This window comes from Serratia sp. CY55921 (genome assembly GCF_052167655.1).
GTDB lineage: Bacteria > Pseudomonadota > Gammaproteobacteria > Enterobacterales > Enterobacteriaceae > Serratia > Serratia ureilytica.
Window position 1 is genome coordinate 2,406,113 of the sequence record NZ_JBJNMU010000001.1, and the last position, 21,564, is coordinate 2,427,676.

The following is a 21,564-nucleotide window of genomic DNA, read 5'->3' on the forward strand; positions in this document are numbered from 1 at the left end:
AAAGTGTCGCCAGTTTAAATATTGTGGATATACTGTCAACCAATCTTAATCCAATTTGGTTTACAACAATGTCTGTCACCGCTTCCGACCTGGCGTTTGACCAACGCCATATCTGGCACCCCTACACCTCCATGAGCCGCCCGTTACCCTGTTACCCGATCGAATCGGCCAGCGGCGTCGAACTGCAGCTGGCGGACGGCCGGAGTCTGGTGGACGGCATGTCCTCCTGGTGGGCGGCGATCCACGGTTACAACCATCCGCGCCTGAATCAGGCCGCCAGCCAGCAGTTGGAGAAGATGTCGCACGTGATGTTCGGCGGCATTACCCATCCGGCCGCCATCTCGTTGTGCCGTCGGCTGGTGGAAATGACGCCGGAAGCACTGCAGTGCGTGTTCCTGGCGGACTCTGGTTCGGTGGCGGTAGAAGTGTCGCTGAAAATGGCGCTGCAGTACTGGCAGGCGCGCGGCGAGCGCCGGCAGCGCATCCTGACGCTGCGCCACGGCTATCACGGCGATACCTTCGGCGCGATGTCGGTCTGCGATCCGGACAACTCGATGCACAGCCTCTATCAGGGGTATCTGGCGCCGCACCTGTTCGCCACCGCGCCGCAGTGCCGCTTCGACGAGGAATGGCGTGAAGAGGATATCGCGCCGTTCACCGCGCTGCTGGAGCAGCACGCCGGTGAAGTGGCGGCGGTGATTCTGGAACCGGTGGTGCAAGGCGCCGGCGGCATGCGCATCTACCATCCGACCTATCTCAAGCGGGTGCGCGAGCTGTGCGATCGCCATCAGGTGCTGCTGATCGCCGACGAGATCGCCACCGGTTTCGGCCGCACCGGCAAGCTGTTCGCCTGCGAGCACGCGCAGGTGGTGCCGGACATTCTCTGTCTGGGCAAGGCGCTGACCGGCGGCTATATGACCCTTTCCGCCACCTTGACTACCCGCCATGTGGCGGAGACCATCAGCAACGGCGCGGCCGGCTGCTTTATGCACGGGCCGACCTTTATGGGCAATCCGCTGGCCTGCGCCGTGGCGGACGCCAGTCTGGCGCTGCTGGCGGAAAATCGCTGGCAGGCGCAGGTGAGCGCCATCGAAACCCAGTTGAAGCGGGAACTGTTGCCGTTGGCGGCGCTGCCGAAGGTGGCCGACGTGCGGGTGCTGGGCGCAATTGGGGTGCTGGAGATGCGCGAACCGGTGGATGTCGCCGAGCTGCAGCGCGGGTTCGTCGAGCGCGGGGTATGGATCCGGCCGTTCGGCAAGCTGATTTACCTGATGCCGCCTTACATCATCGAAGCGGACCAGCTCAGCCGCCTGACCGCCGCCGTCGCCGCCGCCGCGCGTTAATGCCTTACCAATGCTGGTCCAGATAGCGGGCCAGCAATCCCAAACACAGCAGCCACAGTAAAATGATCATCGCCGCCGCCATGCGGCCGGTGGGATTATCGACGCGCTTTTGCGCCTTCTCGCGCAGCTCGGCCATCAGCGGTTTGGGGATCAGCCGCACCGCCAACATGATGCCCAACGGCACGATGATCACATCGTCCAGATAGCCCAGCACCGGAATAAAATCCGGGATCAGATCGATCGGTGAGATCGCATAGCCGGCCACCAGCAGCGCGATCAGCTTGGCGTACCACGGGGTGCGCTTATCACGGGCGGCCAGCCACAGCGCGTAGATATCGCGCTTGATGCCTTTGGCCCAACGGCGCAGCCAGCCGAACCACGGCGTGCGTTTTTTCAGTGAAATCATGATTACTTCATATAAGAACGTAAAACGGTCATCAATTGCTCGATGTCCTGCTCGCGCTGCTGCGGCGTAGCGTCCGCGGCAGCCAGATGTTCGCGCACATGCCCTTCCAGCACCTGCGCCATCAGGCCGTTGACCGCGCCGCGCACCGCCGCGATCTGCTGCAGAACAGCCGAACATTCGCCGCCGCTCTCCAGCGCGCGCTCCAGCGCTTCGGCCTGCCCTTTAATGCGGCGCACCCGCGCCAACAGCTTCTTTTGATCTCTGTGGGTATGGCTCATCATTTCCGCCTGATTGTTATTTACTATACTGGGGTATAGTATATTTCAGCACACTATCTTTTGCTGAGGAACTTCACCATGACGTCTCACGCGCCCGTTTTGCACCGCGAGCACAGCCACGTTTTTGACGATGGTAACCCATTGGCCGAAAGAAACACCAGATGGGCGGTGATACTCACCGCCAGTATGATGGCTATCGAGATCGCCGGCGGCTGGCTGTTTAACTCGATGGCATTGCTGGCCGACGGCTGGCACATGAGTTCGCACGCGCTGGCCCTGGGCCTGTCGGTGCTGGCTTACGGCGCCGCACGCCGGCTGGCCAAGGATCGCCGCTTTAGCCTCGGCACCTGGAAGATCGAAGTGCTGGCCGGTTACACCAGCGCGGTGTTGTTGGTGCTGGTGGCGGCGCTGATGCTGTTTCAGTCTGGGCAGCGGCTGCTGAATCCCAGCCCGATTCATTACAACGAAGCCATCGCCATCGGCGCGATCGGGCTGGCCGTCAACCTGCTCTGCGCCTGGCTGTTGCGCGGTGGCGGCCACCATCATCATCACGGGGATGACCACGATGACCATCATCATGACCTCAACCTGCGCTCCGCCTATATCCACGTGCTCGCCGACGCCGCCACCTCGGTGCTGGCGCTCGTCGCGCTGTTCGGCGGCAAGCTTTGGGGCGCCGCCTGGCTCGATCCGCTGATGGGCATCGTCGGCGCGGCGATGGTGGCCGCCTGGGCCTATAGCCTGATGCGCGATAGCGGAAAGATTTTGCTGGATGCCGAAATGGACGCCCCGGTGGCGCAAGAGATCCGCCAGGCCCTGGCCGCTTCCGGCCACGCGCTCACGCTGACCGATTTGCATGTAGGCCGCATCGGCAAAGGAAAATATCATTGCGTCCTCGCCCTGAGCAGCGCCGATCGCGCCCTCACCGCCGATCGGGTGCGCCAACTGTTGGCCGCGCGTCCCGAACTGGTGCATGTCACCGTCGAGATCAACCGTCCGCCTCTGGCGCAAGGGGTTGTATTGTTCCACCGAAAAGATCTAGCTTAAGGGTCCGCGTTTATCGACAACTGGGAGTCATTATGGCTTTTCGTTTGTACAGCAACGATCTGCAGGACGGCGGCACAATGCCGCAGACGCAGGTCTTCAACGGCATGGGCTACCGCGGCGATAACCTGTCGCCGCACCTGGCCTGGGACGGCGTGCCCGCCGGCACCAAAAGCTTCGTCGTCACCCTGTACGATCCCGATGCCCCGACCGGCTCCGGCTGGTGGCACTGGGTGGTGGCCAATATTCCGGCCGACGTGCGCGAGCTGCCGCAGGGCGCAGGCTCCGGCAAAGCGCCGTTGCCGAGCGCCGCGCTGCAAACCCGTACCGACTTCGGCTCGGCCGGTTACGGCGGCGCCGCGCCGCCGAATGGCGAACGCCACCGCTATCAGTTCACCGTGCATGCGCTGGACGTGGAAAGCATTGAGGTGGATGAAGGCTCCAGCGGCGCGTTGGTGGGCTTTAACGTGCATTTCCACAGCCTCGGCAGCGCCACGCTGACGGTGATGTTCAACTGATTGATCTCCGCCCATAAAAAAGCGCGGCTCAACCGAACCGCGCTTTTCTGCTCTGCCCGCCGAATTACTTCGCCAGCACGCTTACCCACATCGGGCCTTTGCCCACCGGATAACGCGCCAGCGTGGTCAGCTCACCGCTGCGCTGATCAATCTCATGCACCGCGATGTGATCGGACTTCTGGCCGGACGAAATCACGAAGCGGCCGCTGTGATCGATATTGAAACCGCGCGGCTGCGCTTCGGTCGGGTGATAGCCGACCACGCTCAGCGTGCCGCCGTCTTCGGAAACGCTGAAGAGGGTCAGAATGCTGGCGGTGCGATCGCTGGTGTACAGGAAGCGGCCGTTCGGCGTGATATGAATGTCCGCCGCCCAGCGGGTGCCGTCGAAGTCGGCCGGCATGATGTCCAGCGTCTGCGTCACGGTGTAGTGACCGCCGTTTTCCGAGATGGCCAGCACGTCCACCGTACCGTCCAGCTCATTGACGCAGTAAGCGAACTTGTCGTTGTGGTGGAACGCCATATGACGCGGCCCGGCGCCGGCGGCGGTCGCCACCGCGTCCTGCGCGTGTGGCGTCAGCTGGCCCGCCAGGCTCAGGTTGAACAGGCGGATGCGGTCTTCTTTCAGGCAAGGCACCAGCACCAGCTGGTTGGTCGGATCGATGTTCGCCGAGTGCGGCGCGGTCAGGCCGTCGATCTGCTGAATAGGCGCCGTCACCACGCCGTCGTGGCCGATCGGGCTGATGCTGGCGCAGTTGCCGCTGTAGGAGGCGGAGAACAGGTAACGCCCCTGCAAATCGGTGGAGATATGGGTCGGGCTGCCCGGCAGCGGCGCCATGCCGGCCTGCTGCAGCGTGCCGTCCGCCTCGATGCGGTAGCTGACGATGCCGAACGCCGGACGTACGCCGACGTACAGGTGGGTCTTGTCCGGATGAAGGGTCATCGGCTGCACCTGGCCCGGCACATCAACGGTTTGCAGCAGCGCCAGCGCGCCGGCATCGTCCAACTGCCAAACGTGGATCTGCTGGCTCTCCGGGCTGGCGACATAAACGATTTGCTTCATGTGTTCTCCTTGCAAAGGGTAAAAGAGGAACCGGTTTCAGGCCGTTCGATTGCCCCTAGCTTACCGCACATCCGTCGCATGGCAACCCCGCTTAGCACCGGAAGCTCACGCGGTTTTCTCCGTTGGCTATCCGGTGTACCATCGGATTAATTTTATGGCTAACGATAACGAGAACCCTATGAGCTACCGCGTCATCGCCCTCGATCTTGACGGCACCCTGCTGGACAACCAAAAACGCATCTTACCGCAGTCGCTGGAAGCGCTGGCGCAGGCGCGCGCCGCCGGCATCCAGGTGGTGGTGGTCACCGGCCGCCACCACGTCGCTATCCATCCGTTCTACCAGGCGCTGCAGATCGACACCCCGGCCATCTGCTGCAACGGCACTTACCTGTATGATTTTCAGCAGAAAAAGGTGCTGGCCGCCGATCCCTTGGCGAAGGAGCAGGCCAAACAGGTGCTGCAGATGCTCAAACAGACCGACATTCACGGGCTGATGTACGTTGACGACGCCATGCTGTATCAGGAACCGAGCGGCCACGTGACTCGCTCGCTGGCCTGGGCCGAAACCCTGCCTGCGGCGCAGCGCCCGACGCTGCTGCAGGTCGGCAGCCTGGCGCAGGCGGCCGACGACGCGCAGGCGATCTGGAAATTCGCCACCTCGCACGCCGATATTCCGGCGCTGCGCGAGTTTGCCGACACGGTGGAAAAAGAGCTGGAGTTGGCGTGCGAATGGTCCTGGCACGATCAGGTGGATATCGCCAAAGGCGGCAACAGCAAAGGCAAACGCCTGCGCCAATGGGTGGAGTCGCAGGGGCTGAGCATGGATCAGGTGGTGGCGTTCGGCGACAACTACAACGACATCAGCATGCTGGAAGCGGTCGGTTTGGGCGTGGCGATGGGCAACGCCGATGACGCGATCAAGGAACGCGCCGATCTGGTGATCGCCGATAACCTGCAGCCGGGCATCGCCGAGGTGATCCGCACCCGCGTGCTGTAGTCTTTTCGCCCTCCCGCCGGGAGGGCTCGCCTTAACGGCTCTCGCGGCTGATCGACACGCTCTTCACCTGCGCGTACAGCCACTGCCCGGGGCGGATCGCCAGTTCGTCTCGCGCCCAGGGCGTGATGCGCGCCCACAGCACGTGTTCCCCGACCGCCAGCTTCACCTCCACCTGCCCGTCCACGTCCAGACACTCGCTGACCTTGGCCGGCAAGACGTTGCGAATGCTGCTGTTGACCGGCGGCTGCAGCACCAGCGAGACGTCGGCGGCGTTGATGCGAATGCGCAGCTGGGTGCCCAATTCGGCATCGATGCCGCTGACCCACAGCCTTTGATCGCCGAGCGCCAGCGCGGTCATGGCATAGCGTTGATGATGCTCAATCACGCTGACGCGCAGCACGCTGCTCTGATCTTCACGTTGCAGCCACGGCCGCAGCGCGCTGCTGGCCCAGACGGCTTCCAGCCCGCCGAACGCGCGCACCTCGCCGCGATCCAGCACCAACACCTGCTCGGCCAGGCGCAGGATCTCGTCCAGGCTGTGGCTGACATAGAGGATGGGGATGTTCACGTCCTGCGCCAACCGCTCCAGATACGGCAGCAGCTCGCGTTTGCGCGGCAGATCGAGCGAGGCCAGCGGTTCGTCCATCAGCAGCAGTTCCGGCGCCGTCAGCAGCGCGCGGCCGATCGCCACCCGCTGTTTTTCACCGCCGGAGAGCGTCAGGGGCAGCCGATTAAGCAGCGGCCCGATGCCCAGCAGCTCGACGATGGTGTTGAACTGCGTACGCATGCCGGCCACCATGCCGTACTGCAGGTTGCCGCGCACCCGATAGTGCGGGAACAGGCGCGCATCCTGAAACACATAGCCGATACGGCGCTTTTCCGGCGGCAGGCAGAGGCCCGCGGCAGTATCCACCAGCGTGCGGCCATTGAGCGCGATGCGCCCCTGCTGCAAACGGGTCAGACCGCCGATGGCGTTGATCAATGAAGTTTTACCTGCGCCGGACAGGCCGAAAATCGCGGTGATGCCCTGCGCCGGCAAATCGGCGCGGACGTTGAGATTGAGGTCGCCCAGCTGCTGCGAGAAGTCCAGCTCCAGCATTTACACCCCCATCCGTTTGCGGCCCCAGCGGGCCAGCCATTCGGACACCATCAGCGAAGCCAGCGACAGCACGATGGCGATCACGCACAGACGCGCGGCGGCGGCCTCCGCCCCCGGCGTTTCGATCAGCGTATACATCGCCAGCGGAATGGTGCGGGTTTCACCGGGAATGTTGGAGACGAAGGTGATGGTGGCGCCGAACTCCCCCAGCGAACGGGCAAAGGCCAGCACCACGCCGACAATGACGCCGGGCAGCGACAGCGGCAGCGTGATGGTGAAAAACACCCGCCACGGGTTGGCGCCCAGCGTGCGCGCCGCCTGCTCCAGCCGGGTATCCACCGCCTCCAGCGCCAGCCGGATGGCGCGCACCATCAGCGGAAACGCCACCACCGCCGATGCCAGCGCGGCGCCGCGCCAGCTAAAGCTGAAGTTGAAGCCGAACCAGTCGTACAGCCACTCGCCGATGACGCCGCGCCGCCCCATGGCGATCAGCAGCAAATAGCCGACCACCACCGGGGGCAGCACCAGCGGCAGGTGAATGACGCCGTCCAGCAGTGCCTTGCCGGGAAAGCGGCAACGCACCAGCACCCAGGCCATCAGAATGCCGAACGGCAGGCTGCAGACCACCGCCAAACCGGAGACTTTCAGGCTCAGCTCAACCGCCTGCCACTCGTACTCACTCAGAATCATTTACGCGGGGTGAATCCATAATGTTCAAAAATAGCGGCCGCTTCCGGGCCCTTCAGATAGGTATAGAAAGCGCTGACCGTCGGATTTTGACGATCTTTCACAATCGCCATCGGATATTCAACCGGTTTGTGGCTGTCTTCCGGGAATACGCCCACCACTTTCACCTTGTCGCTGGCGACCGCGTCGGAGCCGTAGACGATGCCGAGCGGCGCTTCACCGCGCTCCACCAGCGCCATCGCGCTGCGCACGTTGTTGGCGCGCGCCAGTTTCGGCTCCAGCGCGCGCCAGGCGCCCAGGTGTTCCAGCGCCTCTTTGGCGTAGATGCCGGCCGGCACGTGATCCGGATCGCCCACCGCCAGACGGCCGCCGTTGAGCAGCTTGGTCCAGTCGGTCTGCTTGTCGATGGCGATCTTGTCTTGTTTATCGTTCTTGGCGGCGATCAGCACCAGTTCGTTGCCCAGCAGCGTATAGCGGGTGTCTTTCACCATCTGCTGCTTGTCGATGGCGTAATCCATCCACTGTTGATCGGCGGAGATAAACAGATCGGCCGGGGCGCCCTGCTCAATTTGGCGCGCCAGCGTCGAGGACGACGCGAAGGAGGAAACCACCTGCACGTCCTTGCCTTTTTGATACTGGGTGGCGATGTCCTGCAGCGCGTTGGTCAGCGACGCGGCGGCGAACACGGTGATCTTTTCCGCCGCCGAGGCCTGAGTCACCAGGCCCGATGCCAACACGATCCCGCCAACCCATTTGGTCCATTGCTGTTTCATTGTTTTTCTCCGCAAGTTAACGTGCATTATCACTCTTCGTTATATAAAAAATAATATAACGTTGCGCGAAAGCTTGTCATGCGGTTTATCGGCAAAGCGTGAGATAACTTGAGGAATGCCCGCCGGGCGATGCCGACGGGTATCGGGATGGGGAACGGTCAGTGCTGGGTGCGGTTTTCTTTCGAACGGCCCACTTTGGAGAAGACGTTGAACACTTCGCCAAAACCGTAGATCAAGCCGAGAATGAGCGCCATGACCACCGGCACCATCACCACGGCGAATAACAGACTTTTCAATAATTCCAACATGATAGCCTCGCTTAACTGCCCATTGAGCGGCAAATGCCTTTCACCGCATATCAGGTTATTCTAACCCAAAAAATCGCTAAAACCGGAGTTATTTTAGCCAGCGAGGCGAAATTGTGATCGGCTAAACGTGCCCTTTGGCGCTTTGCCGCCAAATCGGCGACAATACGATTTTTGCCGCCGACAGGATGCGCTATGCAGGCCGAAATTCTTCTGACTCTCAAACTCCAGCAAAAGCTGTTCGCCGATCCGCGCCGCATCGCGCTGCTGAAACAGGTGCAGCACACCGGCTCCATCAGCCAGGGCGCCAAACTGGCGGGCATCAGCTACAAAAGCGCCTGGGACGCCATCAATGAGATGAACCAACTGGCGGAACAAACGGTGGTGGAACGCGCCACCGGCGGCAAAGGCGGCGGGGGCGCGCATCTGACGCACTACGGCCAACGGCTGATCCAGCTGTACGATCTGCTGGGCCAGGTGCAGCAAAAAGCGTTCGACGTGCTGCAGCAGGACGATCTGCCGCTCGATAGCCTGCTGGCGGCCATCTCGCGCTTCTCGCTGCAAACCAGCGCGCGCAATCAGTTTTTCGGCACCGTGATCGAACGCGACCACCAGCAGGTACAGCAGCATCTGGCGATCCTGCTGAACGACGGCAGCACTCGCCTGACGGCGGCCATTACCCAGCAAAGCGCCGATCGGCTGCAGCTGACGCCCGGCAAAGAGGTGCTGGCGCTGATCAAGGCGCCCTGGGTGCGTCTGAGCGTCGATGCGGCCGATAACGCCGACGCGGATAATGCGCTGGCGGGCGTGGTGGCCGGCATTCAGCCGGGCGCCGAACACAGCGAGGTGCTGGTGACGCTGGCGGGCGGCGAAACCCTGTGCGCCACCCTGACGACGGCGGAGCTGCAGCGCCTGCAGCTGAGCGTCGGCGCCGCCGTACACGCCCTGTTCAACGCCGATCGGGTGATTGTCGCCACGTTGTGTTAAGCGCAACGTGATGTTGCGTTTTTGTTGATTGACATCACCCGGCAATGCGCCTATTTCTAAGGCAAATAATTGCAAAAAAAGGAACAGGTGATGTCGTCGTTGCACATTTCGCAAGGTTCATTCCGCTTGAGCGATACCCGCACCCTGACGCTGGAAGCGCTGGCGATCCAGGCCGGTGAAAGCTGGGCCTTCGTCGGCGCCAACGGCAGCGGCAAATCCGCCCTGGCGCGCGCGCTGGCCGACGAACTGGTTCTGCTGCGCGGCGAACGCCGCAGCGACTTTCAGCATGCGGTGCGCATCTCCTTCGAACAGTTGCAAAAGATGGTCAGCGACGAGTGGCAACGCAACAATACCGATCTGCTCAGCGCGGACGAGGACGACACCGGCCGCACCGCGGCGGAAATCATTCAGGAAGAGGTGAAAGACGCCGCGCGCTGTGAGCGACTGGCCGCGCAGTTCGGCATTACCGCCCTGCTGACGCGCCGCTTCAAATACCTCTCCACCGGCGAAACGCGCAAAACCCTGCTGTGCCGCGCGCTGATGCCGCAGCCCGACCTGCTGATCCTCGATGAACCTTTCGACGGGCTGGACGTGCACTCGCGCGCGCAGCTCGCCGCACTGCTGAGCGAGCTTTCCGCCCAGGGGCAAACCGTGGTGCTGGTGCTCAACCGTTTCGACGAAATACCGGATTTTGTCCGGCAGGTGGGCGTGCTGGCGGACTGCACCCTGACCAACCGCGGGCCGCGCGGCCAGGTGATGGCGGACGCGCTGGTGGCGCAGCTGGCGCACAGCGAAAATCTCAGCGGGCTGGCGCTGCCGGAAACGGAGGATCCGACGCAAAAAGAGGCCCTGCCGGCGGATCGTCCGCTGATCGTCCTGCGTGACGGCGTGGTCAGCTATAACGATCGGCCGATCCTCAATCATCTCGACTGGCAGGTTAACCCTGGTGAACACTGGCAGATCGTCGGCCCAAACGGCGCCGGCAAATCCACCCTGCTCAGTTTGATCACCGGCGATCACCCGCAGGGCTACAGCAACGATCTGACGCTGTTCGGCCGCCGCCGCGGCAGCGGGGAAACCATCTGGGAAATCAAACGCCATATCGGCTACGTCAGCAGCAGCCTGCATCTGGATTATCGCGTCAACACCAGCGTGCGCAACGTGGTGCTGTCGGGGTTCTTCGATTCGATCGGCATTTATCAGGCGGTCTCGGATCGCCAGCGGCAGCTGACAGAGCAATGGCTGGCGCTGCTCGGGCTCAACGGCGCGCGCGGTGACGCCCCGTTCCACAGCCTTTCCTGGGGCCAACAGCGGCTGGCGCTGATCGCCCGTGCGCTGGTGAAACACCCGGCGCTGCTGATCCTCGACGAACCGCTGCAAGGGCTGGATCCGCTCAATCGCCAGCTGGTGCGCCGCTTCATCGACGTGCTGATCGGCCAGGGCGCCACGCAGTTGCTGTTCGTTTCGCACCATGCCGAAGATGCGCCGCAGTGCATCACCCACCGCCTCAGCTTCGTGCCCGACGGCGAGGGCGGCTACGGCTATCAACACCAGCGGCTGGAGGCAGCCTCCGTCTGAAACGCGGCGTAAACATATCCGGCAACACTTCACCGCAGCACATCACATTTGGCCTTTTATCATAGAAAGAAAGAAGGCCATTTTCTGGAGACGCCATGTCCGCTGCGTTGATTATCATCGACCTGATCGAGGATCTTATCGGGCCCAAAGGCCGCGCCAACCACTGCCGTGAACAGGTGGCGGCGACCCACCTGCTCGCCAACGTCAATGCCGCCGCGGCCTATGCGCGGGTGCGAAAAATCCCGGTAATTTGGGTGCGGGTGGGATTCGCCGACGATTATCATGACATCCCGCCTCACTCGCCGCTGTTCAACCATCTCAAGCAGATCGGCGCGCTGCGGCTAAACGGCCCGGGATGCCGCTGGGTGCCCGAACTGCACCGGGAAGAGACCGATCTGCAGTTTGAAAAAACGGCGGTTAGCGCCTTCTCCGGTAACAATTTGTTAGCCTGGCTGCGGCAACATCGGTGCCACCATTTGCTGCTGGCGGGCATCAGCACGCCGCTCGCCATCGAAAGCACCGCGCGTCAGGCGCACGACGCCGGCTTTCAGGTGACCGTATTGCACGATCTGTGCGCAGCCCCTACGCAGGAGATCCACCAGCAGAGTCTGGATACCCTGCAAAATCTGGCCGAAATCACCCGTTCGCAGGCCTGGATGAGAGGTTAACCTGCATCGCCGCCGGTTGTGTCGGCCGGCATAATGCACGAATGCATCACTGCCCCGACCTTTAGCGTCATTCTGGTGTGCTACTATCCGCTTTAGCGCTCAATTTCGCCATCATCGCACGCCGCAAAGGCGCTGAGCGCCGTGTACATATTTTAAAGGGACATATTATGTGGGGCGTACTGGCTGCTTCGTTATTTTTCTTGCCGTTTAACCGGCTGATAGCCTGGGTGATCCTGGCCGCCTCGGCGGGCATGGGGCTTTATCATGGGGTGCTGACGCCACTCAGCCTGGGTTGCCTGTTGGCCATCGTGGCGCTGGCGGGTCTACGTCATTATTTTCGCGCGCAGCGTAATCTGGCGATCGCGCTCGAAGGGTTGGTGATCGCCGGCTGCGTGGCGCTGTTCTTGCATCTGGTGCCTGGCATCCACAACCAGCTGATGATCGACGGCGAAAAGGCCGGCCCGCTCAGCGCGCCGTTCACCATGTATTACAACTTCGACAAGGCGATGGTGCCGTTCCTGCTGTTCGCCTGCTTGCCCACATTGTTTTCCGCCGAACGCGGCGGCAACGGCGGCAAGGCGGGCTGGATTGCGCTGCTGCTGGCCGTGCCGGCGCTGTTGCTGCTGGCGGTGGCGCTGGGCGGCTTAAAAATCGAGCTGCATGCGCCTGCCTGGATCCTGCCCTTCGTCATGGCGAACCTGTTCTTCGTCTGCATGGCCGAAGAAGCGCTGTTTCGCGGCTACCTGCAGCAGCGCCTCAGCCAGTGGCTGGGGGCCTGGCCGGCGCTGATTGTCGCCTCCCTGGTGTTCGGCGCCGCGCATCTGGCGGGCGGTACGCTGATGGTGATCTTCGCGACCCTCGCCGGGGTGATCTACGGCCTGGCGTGGATGTGGAGCGGCCGTCTGTGGGTACCGATTCTGTTCCATTTCGGGCTTAATCTGACCCATCTGCTGTTCTTCACCTACCCGCTGTATCAGCATCCCTAACGTCTGACGCCGGCAGAGAGCGCTTCTCTGCCGGTGGCTGGATGAAAACGCTATCACAAGCGCCTCACCGCCCCGCCATCAACCGCTTTGCATGCTGCTTTACGCCGCCTGTCCGGCGCTTTGCACCGAAGTGTAAACGATTCCATTTTTCGCGTTGGATCACCTTTTTATCGCTGTAGCCATGCTATCTTTTTGCGCATTGACCACTCCCTGTTCAGCAATGGGCGTATCAAGACGGTAATTGGAAGCGATTACACCCTCGTCGACGCCAAGAAAGGAACCGTATGACGGAATTTAACCCTATCGACCATCCGCACCGCCGCTTTAACCCGCTGAGCGGCCAGTGGGTGCTGGTCTCACCGCACCGCGCCAAGCGCCCCTGGCAGGGCCAACAGGAGAGCGTCCCCACGGCAACGCTGCCGACGCACGATCCCGACTGTTTCCTGTGCCCGGGCAATGCGCGCGTCACCGGCGATCGCAATCCGGAATATCGCGGCACCTATGTCTTTACCAACGATTTCGCCGCGCTGATGAGCGATACGCCGCCGGCGCCCGACAGCCACGATCCGCTGATGCGCAGCCAGAGCGCGCGCGGCGTCAGCCGGGTTATCTGTTTCTCTCCCGATCACAGCAAGACCCTGCCCGAACTGACGCTGCCGGCGCTGGAGCAGGTGGTCGCCGCCTGGCAGGCGCAAACCGAGGAGCTGGGCAAGCACTACCCCTGGGTGCAACTGTTCGAAAACAAAGGCGCGGCGATGGGCTGCTCCAACCCGCACCCGCACGGGCAGGTCTGGGCCAACAGTTTTCTGCCGAACGAGGCCGAACGCGAAGATCGCCTGCAACACGACTATTTCCGGGAACATGCCTCCCCGCTGCTGCTGGACTATGCGCAGCGCGAGCTGGCCGCAGGCGAACGCATCGTGGTGAACACCGAACACTGGCTGGCGGTGGTGCCCTACTGGGCCGCCTGGCCGTTTGAAACGCTGCTGCTGCCGAAAACGGCGGTGCAGCGCATCACCGATCTCAGCGCGGCGCAAAGCCGCGATCTGGCGCTGGCGCTGAAGAAGCTGACCAGCCGCTACGACAACCTGTTCCAGTGCTCGTTCCCCTATTCGATGGGATGGCACGGCGCGCCGTTCAATGGCGCCGACAACCGGCACTGGCAGCTGCACGCCCATTTCTATCCGCCGCTGCTGCGTTCAGCCAGCGTGCGCAAATTTATGGTCGGTTACGAGATGCTGGCGGAAACCCAGCGTGACCTGACCGCCGAACAGGCCGCAGAGCGTCTGCGCGCCGTCAGCGATATTCATTACCGTGAAGCCGGAGCCCAAGCATGAGCCTGAAACCGCTTACCCATTCCCTGTTTACCGAACACTTCGGCTATGCGCCGGCGTTGACCATCCAGGCGCCGGGGCGGGTGAACCTGATCGGCGAGCATACCGATTACAATGACGGCTTCGTGCTGCCCTGCGCCATTGATTACCAAACCGTTATCGCCTGCGCCAAGCGCGACGACCGTCAGATCCGCGTGCTGGCCGCCGATTATCAGAATCAGCAGGATCAATTCTCGCTCGACGATCCGATCGTCAGCCATCCCGACCAGCGCTGGTCCGACTATGTCCGCGGCGTGGTGAAGCACCTTCAGCGCCGCAGCGCCGACTTCGGCGGCGCGGATCTGGTGATCGCCGGCAATGTGCCGCAGGGCGCGGGGCTCAGCTCCTCCGCCGCGCTGGAAGTGGCGGTGGGCCAGGCGCTGCAGGCGCTCTATCAGCTGCCGCTGGACGGCGTGGCGCTGGCGCTGAACGGCCAGGAGGCGGAGAACCAATTCGTCGGTTGCAACTGCGGCATCATGGACCAGCTGATCTCCGCGCTCGGCCGGCGCGACAGCGCTCTGCTGATCGACTGCCGCTCGCTGGAGACCCGCGCGGTGCCGATGCCGGACAGCGTGGCGGTGGTGATCATCAACTCCAATGTGCAACGCGGGCTGGTGGACAGCGAATACAACACCCGCCGCAAACAGTGCGAAGAAGCGGCGCGTTTCTTCGGCGTCAAGGCGCTGCGCGACGTCAGCCCCGAACAGTTTGCAGCGCGTCAACATGAGTTGGATCCGTTGGTGGCCAAACGCGCGCGCCATGTCATCAGCGAGAATGCCCGCACGCTGGCGGCGGCCGATGCGCTGGCGGCCGGCGATCTGCAACGCATGGGCCGGCTGATGGCGGAGTCTCACGCCTCGATGCGTGACGACTTTGAAATCACCGTGCCGCCAATCGATCGGTTGGTCGAGATTGTCAAAGCGACCCTCGGCCCGCGCGGCGGCGTGCGCATGACCGGAGGCGGCTTTGGCGGCTGCATCGTCGCGCTGATGCCACAGGACCTCGTGGAAACGGTGCGCGCCGCCGTGGCGCACGAGTATCCGCTGCAAACCGGCGGATTGCGGGAAACGTTTTACGTCTGCCAGGCTTCGCAGGGGGCCGGCACATGCTGACGGTGAGCACGGAAGCGGCGCCCGATGGGCAGCCTTACCAGCTGACGCGGCTGCAAAACGCCGGCGGCATGACCGTCACCCTGATGGACTGGGGCGCCACCTGGTTGTCCGCGGTATTACCGCTCACATCCGGCGAAAAACGCGAGCTGCTGCTCGGCTGCCGCAGCGCCGCGGACTATCAACGTCAGGGCGCCTATCTGGGCGCCACCGTTGGCCGTTACGCCAACCGCATCGCCAATGCCAGCCTGCCCATCGACGGTAAATCCCATGCGCTGCTCGCCAATCAGGGCGCGCACCAGTTGCACGGCGGCCCCGACGGTTTTCATGCCCGCCGCTGGCGCCGGGTACAGCAGGATGCGCAACAGGTCTGCTATGCTCTGCATTCAGCGGATGGCGATCAGGGCTTCCCCGGCAATCTCAACGTGCAGGTTTGCTACCGCCTGACCCCCGATAATCGTCTGGAAATCAGCTATCTGGCGCAGGTCGATCGCCCCTGCCCGGTCAACCTGACCAACCACGCCTATTTCAATCTGGACGGCCCCGGCACCGACGCCCGCGCCCAACGGCTGCAGCTGTTCGCCGATCGCTATCTGCCCGTCGACGCCGAGGGCATTCCCTGCGCCGAGCTGACGCCGGTGGACGGCAGCGGCATGGATTTTCGTCAACCGAAAACGCTGCTGCAGGATTTCCTGCGCGATCGCGACCAACAGCGGGTCAACGGCTACGATCACGCCTTTCTGTTGCACCGCATCTGCGGCGCGCTGGAAAGCCCGGCGGCCCATTTATGGTCCGCCGACGGGCAGGTGCAAATGAGCGTGTTCACCGACGCGCCTGCGCTGCAACTCTACAGCGGCAATTTTCTGGCCGGCACGCCGGCGCGCGACGGCGGCAGCTATGCCAACCATGCCGGCGTGGCGCTGGAAAGCGAGTTTTTGCCGGACAGCCCGCACCATCCCGAGTGGCCGCAGCCGGATTGCTGGCTGCAGCCGGGGAGCCGCTACCGCAGCGCCACGCATTATCAGTTTTATCCTATCTAACCCGCCATGCCCCTCGCCGTGCGGCCGGGGGCGATTTGTTATAAATGCTTACCTTTTAGCCCTATCCCCCCGCCGGCGCCCACCTTCCCTTATTCCAAAGCGCGCACTACACTCAGGCTACCGTGATAAGCACAACGCCTTGTGCAACGTCACAATTTTCGGCCGATGGCGGCCAATCAATAGCTGAAGGAACACCTATGCGTCTGATTACTGCACTTCCATTGCTGGCGGGCTTAATGCTGAGCACCAATCTGATGGCGGCCGACGCGACGACGGCGACGAAAACGCCTTCGCCGGCGCAGGCGGCCCAACAGAAACGCATGACCGATTGCAACCAGCAGGCATCCACCAAGTCGCTGAAAGGCGCGGACCGCTCCACCTTTATGAGCACCTGTCTGAAATCCGAAGGCGCCGCTGCAACGGGCAAAACCCTGACGCCGCAGCAGCAGAAGATGAAAAGCTGCAACGCCGACGCCAAGACCAAGGATCTGAAGGGCGACGCGCGTAAAACCTTCATGAGCAACTGCCTGAAAAAATCGGCCTGATTTTCCCTCTGCCACGGCGCGTCCGAAGCGATTCCGACGCGCCGTTTCTCCCCCTTCCGCCCCAGCCTGAACGATTCAGCTTTTTCCTTTCTCCAGCCCTTACTTTGCGGCAAGAAATTGGCTATGGTTAGACACTATCGATTGCCGAGCCCCGGCCCGCGGCAATATAATGATTTTCGTTATCATTGAAATGTCAGATTATTAAGGAGTTAAGCTATGGCTGTAACTAAGCTGGTTCTGGTGCGTCACGGCGAAAGCCAGTGGAACCAAGAAAACCGCTTCACCGGTTGGTATGATGTTGATCTGTCCGACAAGGGCCGCACCGAAGCGAAAGCAGCAGGCAAGCTGTTGAAAGAAGAAGGTTTCACTTTCGACTTCGCTTACACCTCCGTACTGAAGCGCGCGATCCACACCCTGTGGAACATCCTCGACGAGCTGGATCAGGCCTGGTTGCCAACCGAAAAATCCTGGAAGCTGAACGAACGTCACTACGGCGCGCTGCAGGGTCTGAACAAAGCCGAAACCGCTGAAAAATACGGCGACGAGCAAGTGAAACAATGGCGTCGCGGCTTCGCGGTGACCCCGCCGGAGCTGACCAAAGAAGACGAACGTTACCCTGGCCACGATCCGCGCTACGCCTCGCTGAGCGAGCAAGAGCTGCCGCTGACCGAAAGCCTGGCGCTGACCATCGATCGCGTTATCCCTTACTGGGACGAAGAGATCCTGCCACGCATCAAGAGCGGCGAACGCGTGATCGTTGCGGCGCACGGCAACTCGCTGCGCGCGCTGGTGAAATACCTGGATAACCTGAGCGAAGACGAAATCCTCGAGCTGAACATCCCAACCGGCGTGCCGTTGGTGTATGAGTTCGACGAGAACTTCAAGCCAACCAAACGTTACTACCTGGGTAACGCCGATGAGATCGCTGCAAAAGCGGCGGCCGTGGCGAACCAGGGTAAAGCGAAGTAATTTCGCCGGTTCACGAAAAAGCCCCCGGTTTTCACCGGGGGCTTTTTTATTTCTGCTGCGCCATCGCCTCATTTACCGCATCCAGCCGTTCCTGCATCGCCGGATGAGTGCTGAGCCAGGCAGGCAGCGCCCAGTCATCGGTCTTTTCTCGTTCAGGCGCCTGCGCCAACGCGCGGTAGATCGCCGCCATTTCCGCCAGCGAACGCCCCTGGCGCTGCATTTCCGCTATCGCAAACGCATCCGCCTCACGCTCCATCCCGCGAGAAAACTGCATCTCATTTACGAAGGATGCGGACTGCAGCAACGTGTCGCCGATGCCGCTGACGTCACCCGTCATCCACATCAGCGTCAATGCCACCAGTGACGAGCGCACCAACATGCTCATCGGATGGCGATAAGCGTGATGCCCCATTTCGTGCAGCATCACCGCCGCCAAGCCATCGTCGTTTTTCGACAAGGTGACCAGGCTATCGCTGAGCACCAGCGTGCCGTCCGGCAACATAAAGGCGTTCGGCGCGCCGGGCGCCGCCATCAACTTCAGCGAGAGCGGCGTGCGCTCTTGGCGCATGTCGGCCGGCATCACCTGCCGGAACAGCTGCTGCAGCGCCCGTTGCCGTTCGGCCGGCAGTGCCGAGGGCGCGAAGCCACTCTGCTCCAAGAACGTCTGCGTATGTTCGCCCAGCTTCTGTTCCACCGAGGTGGGGATGCGCATGGCGATCTCGCTGCTCGCCCACGGCAGCACCACGTAAACGTAAGTCACTACCGCCAGCAGCGTCATCAGCAGCGCCAGGGCGACGCCGCGTTTATGGCGTTCCAGGCGATGCACCCAACCCGGCGAACGGCGCTGATAGAACCAGCGGCGAAAGGCCGCGTCGTCATCGGGCACAAAACGCCCGCCGCCCTTGAAGGTAAGCGTCAGCGGAATATTGCCCAGCGCGGCAGAAACGGTGATGTCCGTCAGCGGGATGTAACGCTGTTCATCCTGCCGCTGCAACGTCACGCCTTCGCCGCTTTCGTTCACCAGCAGACGAGCCGCCTCACGTGCGGCCCGCCCCGGCAACTGATAAGCGCCTTCAAGGATCATCGGCGCCTCAGAAGCTGCCGCCCAGATCCAGCGCCTGCACCGCTTCTTCGGCCACCGCGCTGTTGGCGGTTTCCTGATGCGCCGTAATGTCCAGCAGCGCCAGATCGCCTTCAACCGCCGTGCACGCCGCCAGATAACGGGCATGACGCACTTCCGCCACCGGCGCCGCCAAACCGAGCGAGAACAGGGTAATCAGGGTATTGGTGATCAACAATCCCATGTACGGCAGCGTTTTCATTGAGGAATGCAGCTTGATGTCGCCGTTCAGCCTTGCCTGGTTAAACAGGTAGTTGCGTTGGGCGACAACCTGGTAGCTGCTGGCCACCAGGGCGCCGATCAGCAGCACCACCATCATCAGCAGAAGGCTGCTGATATTGTCCAGCACCAGCACATCGATGGCTTCGTTGGTCAACATGCCCATCAATACCATCTGATAGAGGGTAAAGAAGAACGAACCGATGCACACCAGCGCGACCAACATGAACGGCAGGAATATGAGCAGGCCGATCAAGGCAAATTTGATAAAGGCCGATTTCTTCAGTTCGGCAATAAACGGCGTGTTCCCGAAAAACAGGTTATTAACGTACAAATCATGCTGCAGTGCGCTAATAATGCCGTTTACCGCCGCAAATGCCGGCACGGCCAAAATCAGCGTCAGCACCAGCATAAATGCGATGGCGTTGATGCTGCCAAGACCGCTGCCAATGCCGAGCAAGACGATCAGACCGACATACAGTCCGATAATCAGCAATAACGGGCAGAATAGCAAAGCCCAATAGGCGCGCCCGGTGCGGCAGACATAATTAAAGCGCACGCCGCGATAGCTCGACATAATCGCATTGTAGCGCCAGCTGCGGATAACGATCCACGGCAACAGGGCAAGCAATACCAGCAGCGCCAACAGCCCCAGCAATGGCGTCACCGCCAGCAGGAAATAAAATACGATGATGCCGCCGATCACCAACAGCCGTCCTTTCAGAATTTGCAGCGGCTGCGCATGATAATCGAAACGATCGCCGTCCAATTCCGTGTTGCCGTAAAAATAGCGACGACGACGCACCGTCGCCCAGGCGGAATAGATGCCCAGGGTCAGAGCGGTCAATAACGCGTTGACTAACCAAATAGCGAAGTACTCACCACCTTTCCCATGGAATTTAATCCGGTGCAGCCCCAGCGGCTGCGAGGTATTGTTTGTCATAATTCTTTCATCCTGAAAGGAATAAGGTCATACCACTCCCCACTTATTAGGCCTGCGGGGTTTATGGAATAAAAAAGCGTCTTATATAAGCACAATGCCGAGAGCGGTGACAATTATTCTTTTATTAAATAGGAATAATGCGAATACGGCCGCTTAAAGATTTAATAAGCCTATTGACTGTAGGCCTTAAATTGACAGGAGATATAAAATTTTAAGGTAAATAGAAAAAGGGCCCGCTGGCGAGCCCCTCTTTACGCGATTAACCGCGGCGCGCTTTCACCGCCGCCGCCAGATCGCGCAGCACGGTTTCGGTATCCTGCCAGCCGATGCAGCCGTCGGTGACGCTCTTGCCGTAAACCAGCGGCTCGCCGCTTTCGAGGCTCTGGTTGCCTTCCACCAGGTGGCTTTCGATCATTACACCGATAATCGCTTTTTCACCGCCGCCAATTTGCCCGCAAACATCGGCGCTCACGTCCATCTGTTTTTTGAACTGTTTGCTGCTGTTGGCATGGCTGAAGTCGATCATCACCTGCGCCGGCAGCCCCGCTTTGCTCAGACCAGCTTTGACGTCCTTCACATGCGCCGCGCTGTAGTTTGGCTCTTTGCCGCCGCGCAGGATAATGTGGCAGTCACCGTTGCCGCTGGTGTTAACGATCGCCGAGTGGCCCCATTTGGTCACCGACAGGAAGCAGTGCGGCGCGCCGGCGGCGTTGATGGCGTCGATCGCCACCTTGATGGTGCCGTCGGTGCCGTTCTTGAAGCCGACCGGGCACGAGAGACCAGAGGCCAGTTCACGGTGCACCTGCGATTCCGTGGTGCGCGCGCCGATGGCGCCCCAGCTCATCAAATCCGCCAGGTACTGCGGCGTGATCATGTCGAGGAATTCGCCGGCGGCCGGCAACCCGCTGTCGTTGATCTCCACCAGCAGCTTGCGCGCCAGGCGCAGGCCGTCGTTGATGTGGAAGCTGTTGTCCATTTGCGGATCGTTGATCAGGCCTTTCCAGCCCACGGTGGTGCGCGGTTTTTCGAAGTACACGCGCATCACCACTTCCAGCTCGCCGCTCAGTTCTTCACGCAGCGCCAGCAGGCGCCCCGCGTACTCTTTGGCGGCTTGGGTATCATGGATGGAGCAAGGGCCAATCACCACCAGCAGGCGATCGTCGCTGCCGCGGAGGATATTGTGAATTGCGCTGCGGGCCTGGGACACCGTCTTTGCCGCGCGTTCAGTGGCCGGGAATTTCTCCAGCAAAGCCACCGGCGGCAGGAGTTCCTTAATATCATTAATGCGTAAATCGTCGTTTTGGTAATTCATAGCTTTTCCATTCGGTATCGTGGGGTATTTCGCAGTGCGTAACGGTGTAGATCCCAACAATCTAGCCTGTGAGAATGGCGCTGTAAATCACCTTTGCCCCCCGCCGCTGGAACCGCCAAATTAACAGCAGATTGTGCTGTTTCATCTGGCGAGCGCAGAGCCTCCTTTTTCGCTATGCTAGCGATCAGAATATAAAGTGACCCGA

General features: G+C 61.5%; 23 protein-coding genes. 13 read left to right on the top strand and 10 right to left on the bottom strand.

Going from position 1 to position 21,564, the window contains the following annotated elements; genetic code table 11:
- The first annotated feature begins 68 nt into the window (after positions 1 to 68).
- Positions 69 to 1,343: an adenosylmethionine--8-amino-7-oxononanoate transaminase gene (gene bioA / locus ACJ8M3_RS11665; protein ID WP_089196737.1), complete on the top strand. Its 1,275-nt coding sequence runs from the start codon at positions 69 to 71 to the stop codon at positions 1,341 to 1,343.
- Positions 1,344 to 1,347: 4 nt separating this feature from the next.
- On the opposite strand, the gene ACJ8M3_RS11670 is transcribed toward bioA, so the two are convergent.
- On the bottom strand, positions 1,348 to 1,749 hold the full coding sequence (locus ACJ8M3_RS11670) for a YkvA family protein (RefSeq protein ID WP_025301916.1): 402 nt from the start codon (positions 1,747 to 1,749) through the stop codon (positions 1,348 to 1,350).
- Between the two features lie 2 nt (positions 1,750 to 1,751).
- Positions 1,752 to 2,027, bottom strand: a complete 276-nt coding sequence (locus ACJ8M3_RS11675) for a metal/formaldehyde-sensitive transcriptional repressor (RefSeq protein WP_025301915.1) — start codon at positions 2,025 to 2,027, stop codon at positions 1,752 to 1,754.
- A 78-nt stretch (positions 2,028 to 2,105) separates the two neighbouring features.
- Here ACJ8M3_RS11675 and dmeF point away from each other — a divergent pair, with 78 nt between their 5' ends.
- Together dmeF and ACJ8M3_RS11685 are read left to right on the top strand one after the other, a co-directional pair.
- A complete protein-coding gene (gene dmeF, locus ACJ8M3_RS11680; protein ID WP_089196736.1) occupies positions 2,106 to 3,074 on the top strand; it encodes a CDF family Co(II)/Ni(II) efflux transporter DmeF in 969 nt (322 codons plus the stop codon).
- A gap of 32 nt (positions 3,075 to 3,106) precedes the next feature.
- Complete coding sequence (locus tag ACJ8M3_RS11685; protein WP_042783877.1) at positions 3,107 to 3,589, top strand: kinase inhibitor; 483 nt, start codon at positions 3,107 to 3,109, stop codon at positions 3,587 to 3,589.
- Between the two features lie 64 nt (positions 3,590 to 3,653).
- On the opposite strand, the gene pgl is transcribed toward ACJ8M3_RS11685, so the two are convergent.
- The gene (gene pgl, locus ACJ8M3_RS11690; RefSeq protein WP_089194399.1) at positions 3,654 to 4,649 is read right to left on the bottom strand and encodes a 6-phosphogluconolactonase; all 996 of its coding nucleotides are present in this window, start codon (positions 4,647 to 4,649) and stop codon (positions 3,654 to 3,656) included.
- 178 nt (positions 4,650 to 4,827) lie between these two features.
- On the opposite strand from pgl, the gene ACJ8M3_RS11695 reads away from it, so the two are divergent.
- Complete coding sequence (locus ACJ8M3_RS11695) at positions 4,828 to 5,646, top strand: pyridoxal phosphatase (RefSeq protein ID WP_089194398.1); 819 nt, start codon at positions 4,828 to 4,830, stop codon at positions 5,644 to 5,646.
- A gap of 31 nt (positions 5,647 to 5,677) precedes the next feature.
- Here ACJ8M3_RS11695 and modC read toward each other — a convergent pair whose 3' ends face one another.
- The 4 genes from modC to ACJ8M3_RS11715 form a co-directional block, all read right to left on the bottom strand.
- Complete coding sequence (gene modC, locus ACJ8M3_RS11700) at positions 5,678 to 6,745, bottom strand: molybdenum ABC transporter ATP-binding protein ModC (RefSeq protein ID WP_442514684.1); 1,068 nt, start codon at positions 6,743 to 6,745, stop codon at positions 5,678 to 5,680.
- Positions 6,746 to 7,435 (bottom strand): molybdate ABC transporter permease subunit, encoded by a 690-nt coding sequence (modB, locus tag ACJ8M3_RS11705; protein ID WP_442514685.1) that lies wholly within the window; start codon positions 7,433 to 7,435, stop codon positions 6,746 to 6,748.
- Positions 7,432 to 8,205, bottom strand: coding sequence for a molybdate ABC transporter substrate-binding protein (gene modA / locus ACJ8M3_RS11710; protein ID WP_089196735.1), 774 nt, complete (start codon positions 8,203 to 8,205; stop codon positions 7,432 to 7,434). The genes modB and modA overlap by 4 nt, the downstream gene beginning before the upstream one ends.
- Positions 8,206 to 8,363: 158 nt before the next feature.
- A complete protein-coding gene (locus ACJ8M3_RS11715; protein ID WP_004939813.1) occupies positions 8,364 to 8,513 on the bottom strand; it encodes an AcrZ family multidrug efflux pump-associated protein in 150 nt (49 codons plus the stop codon).
- A 192-nt stretch (positions 8,514 to 8,705) separates the two neighbouring features.
- Here ACJ8M3_RS11715 and modE point away from each other — a divergent pair, with 192 nt between their 5' ends.
- From modE to gpmA, 9 genes are all read left to right on the top strand, one after another.
- Entirely contained in the window at positions 8,706 to 9,497 is a 792-nt protein-coding gene (modE, locus tag ACJ8M3_RS11720) for a molybdenum-dependent transcriptional regulator (RefSeq protein ID WP_089196734.1), read from the top strand.
- A gap of 90 nt (positions 9,498 to 9,587) precedes the next feature.
- Positions 9,588 to 11,075 carry a molybdate ABC transporter ATP-binding protein ModF gene (modF, locus tag ACJ8M3_RS11725; RefSeq protein ID WP_089197674.1) on the top strand — a complete coding sequence of 496 codons (1,488 nt, stop codon included), beginning with the start codon at positions 9,588 to 9,590 and terminating at the stop codon, positions 11,073 to 11,075.
- 95 nt (positions 11,076 to 11,170) lie between these two features.
- Positions 11,171 to 11,743, top strand: coding sequence for a cysteine hydrolase family protein (locus ACJ8M3_RS11730; RefSeq protein WP_033642216.1), 573 nt, complete (start codon positions 11,171 to 11,173; stop codon positions 11,741 to 11,743).
- 167 nt (positions 11,744 to 11,910) lie between these two features.
- The gene (locus tag ACJ8M3_RS11735; protein WP_033652347.1) at positions 11,911 to 12,729 is read left to right on the top strand and encodes a CPBP family intramembrane glutamic endopeptidase; all 819 of its coding nucleotides are present in this window, start codon (positions 11,911 to 11,913) and stop codon (positions 12,727 to 12,729) included.
- Positions 12,730 to 13,013: 284 nt separating this feature from the next.
- Positions 13,014 to 14,066 carry a galactose-1-phosphate uridylyltransferase gene (galT, locus tag ACJ8M3_RS11740; RefSeq protein WP_042783874.1) on the top strand — a complete coding sequence of 351 codons (1,053 nt, stop codon included), beginning with the start codon at positions 13,014 to 13,016 and terminating at the stop codon, positions 14,064 to 14,066.
- A complete protein-coding gene (gene galK, locus ACJ8M3_RS11745) occupies positions 14,063 to 15,214 on the top strand; it encodes a galactokinase (RefSeq protein WP_033642213.1) in 1,152 nt (383 codons plus the stop codon). Before galT ends, galK begins: the two co-directional genes overlap by 4 nt.
- Positions 15,208 to 16,251 (top strand): galactose-1-epimerase, encoded by a 1,044-nt coding sequence (gene galM / locus ACJ8M3_RS11750; protein WP_089194396.1) that lies wholly within the window; start codon positions 15,208 to 15,210, stop codon positions 16,249 to 16,251. Before galK ends, galM begins: the two co-directional genes overlap by 7 nt.
- Before the next feature lie 197 nt (positions 16,252 to 16,448).
- Positions 16,449 to 16,796, top strand: coding sequence for a PsiF family protein (locus tag ACJ8M3_RS11755; RefSeq protein WP_033642211.1), 348 nt, complete (start codon positions 16,449 to 16,451; stop codon positions 16,794 to 16,796).
- Positions 16,797 to 17,012: 216 nt separating this feature from the next.
- A complete protein-coding gene (gene gpmA / locus ACJ8M3_RS11760) occupies positions 17,013 to 17,765 on the top strand; it encodes a 2,3-diphosphoglycerate-dependent phosphoglycerate mutase (protein ID WP_016928714.1) in 753 nt (250 codons plus the stop codon).
- Positions 17,766 to 17,811: 46 nt separating this feature from the next.
- Here the strand turns inward: gpmA and ACJ8M3_RS11765 are convergent, their stop codons facing one another.
- The 3 genes from ACJ8M3_RS11765 to aroG all read right to left on the bottom strand — a co-directional run bounded on the left by ACJ8M3_RS11765 (position 17,812) and on the right by aroG (position 21,359).
- Complete coding sequence (locus ACJ8M3_RS11765; RefSeq protein WP_089196733.1) at positions 17,812 to 18,849, bottom strand: M48 family metallopeptidase; 1,038 nt, start codon at positions 18,847 to 18,849, stop codon at positions 17,812 to 17,814.
- A 7-nt stretch (positions 18,850 to 18,856) separates the two neighbouring features.
- Positions 18,857 to 20,047 (bottom strand): YjgN family protein, encoded by a 1,191-nt coding sequence (locus tag ACJ8M3_RS11770; RefSeq protein WP_033642207.1) that lies wholly within the window; start codon positions 20,045 to 20,047, stop codon positions 18,857 to 18,859.
- A gap of 259 nt (positions 20,048 to 20,306) precedes the next feature.
- Positions 20,307 to 21,359, bottom strand: coding sequence for a 3-deoxy-7-phosphoheptulonate synthase AroG (aroG, locus tag ACJ8M3_RS11775; RefSeq protein ID WP_089196732.1), 1,053 nt, complete (start codon positions 21,357 to 21,359; stop codon positions 20,307 to 20,309).
- Positions 21,360 to 21,564: the final 205 nt, after the last annotated feature.

Bases quoted from the DNA above. Each gene is read 5' to 3' on its own strand.
- bioA (WP_089196737.1), top strand. From the start codon at position 69: ATGTCTGTCACCGCTTCCGACCTGGCGTTTGACCAACGCCATATCTGG.
- ACJ8M3_RS11670 (WP_025301916.1), bottom strand. From the start codon at position 1,749: ATGATTTCACTGAAAAAACGCACGCCGTGGTTCGGCTGGCTGCGCCGT.
- ACJ8M3_RS11675 (WP_025301915.1), bottom strand. From the start codon at position 2,027: ATGAGCCATACCCACAGAGATCAAAAGAAGCTGTTGGCGCGGGTGCGC.
- dmeF (WP_089196736.1), top strand. From the start codon at position 2,106: ATGACGTCTCACGCGCCCGTTTTGCACCGCGAGCACAGCCACGTTTTT.
- ACJ8M3_RS11685 (WP_042783877.1), top strand. From the start codon at position 3,107: ATGGCTTTTCGTTTGTACAGCAACGATCTGCAGGACGGCGGCACAATG.
- pgl (WP_089194399.1), bottom strand. From the start codon at position 4,649: ATGAAGCAAATCGTTTATGTCGCCAGCCCGGAGAGCCAGCAGATCCAC.
- ACJ8M3_RS11695 (WP_089194398.1), top strand. From the start codon at position 4,828: ATGAGCTACCGCGTCATCGCCCTCGATCTTGACGGCACCCTGCTGGAC.
- modC (WP_442514684.1), bottom strand. From the start codon at position 6,745: ATGCTGGAGCTGGACTTCTCGCAGCAGCTGGGCGACCTCAATCTCAAC.
- modB (WP_442514685.1), bottom strand. From the start codon at position 7,435: ATGATTCTGAGTGAGTACGAGTGGCAGGCGGTTGAGCTGAGCCTGAAA.
- modA (WP_089196735.1), bottom strand. From the start codon at position 8,205: ATGAAACAGCAATGGACCAAATGGGTTGGCGGGATCGTGTTGGCATCG.
- ACJ8M3_RS11715 (WP_004939813.1), bottom strand. From the start codon at position 8,513: ATGTTGGAATTATTGAAAAGTCTGTTATTCGCCGTGGTGATGGTGCCG.
- modE (WP_089196734.1), top strand. From the start codon at position 8,706: ATGCAGGCCGAAATTCTTCTGACTCTCAAACTCCAGCAAAAGCTGTTC.
- modF (WP_089197674.1), top strand. From the start codon at position 9,588: ATGTCGTCGTTGCACATTTCGCAAGGTTCATTCCGCTTGAGCGATACC.
- ACJ8M3_RS11730 (WP_033642216.1), top strand. From the start codon at position 11,171: ATGTCCGCTGCGTTGATTATCATCGACCTGATCGAGGATCTTATCGGG.
- ACJ8M3_RS11735 (WP_033652347.1), top strand. From the start codon at position 11,911: ATGTGGGGCGTACTGGCTGCTTCGTTATTTTTCTTGCCGTTTAACCGG.
- galT (WP_042783874.1), top strand. From the start codon at position 13,014: ATGACGGAATTTAACCCTATCGACCATCCGCACCGCCGCTTTAACCCG.
- galK (WP_033642213.1), top strand. From the start codon at position 14,063: ATGAGCCTGAAACCGCTTACCCATTCCCTGTTTACCGAACACTTCGGC.
- galM (WP_089194396.1), top strand. From the start codon at position 15,208: ATGCTGACGGTGAGCACGGAAGCGGCGCCCGATGGGCAGCCTTACCAG.
- ACJ8M3_RS11755 (WP_033642211.1), top strand. From the start codon at position 16,449: ATGCGTCTGATTACTGCACTTCCATTGCTGGCGGGCTTAATGCTGAGC.
- gpmA (WP_016928714.1), top strand. From the start codon at position 17,013: ATGGCTGTAACTAAGCTGGTTCTGGTGCGTCACGGCGAAAGCCAGTGG.
- ACJ8M3_RS11765 (WP_089196733.1), bottom strand. From the start codon at position 18,849: ATGATCCTTGAAGGCGCTTATCAGTTGCCGGGGCGGGCCGCACGTGAG.
- ACJ8M3_RS11770 (WP_033642207.1), bottom strand. From the start codon at position 20,047: ATGACAAACAATACCTCGCAGCCGCTGGGGCTGCACCGGATTAAATTC.
- aroG (WP_089196732.1), bottom strand. From the start codon at position 21,359: ATGAATTACCAAAACGACGATTTACGCATTAATGATATTAAGGAACTC.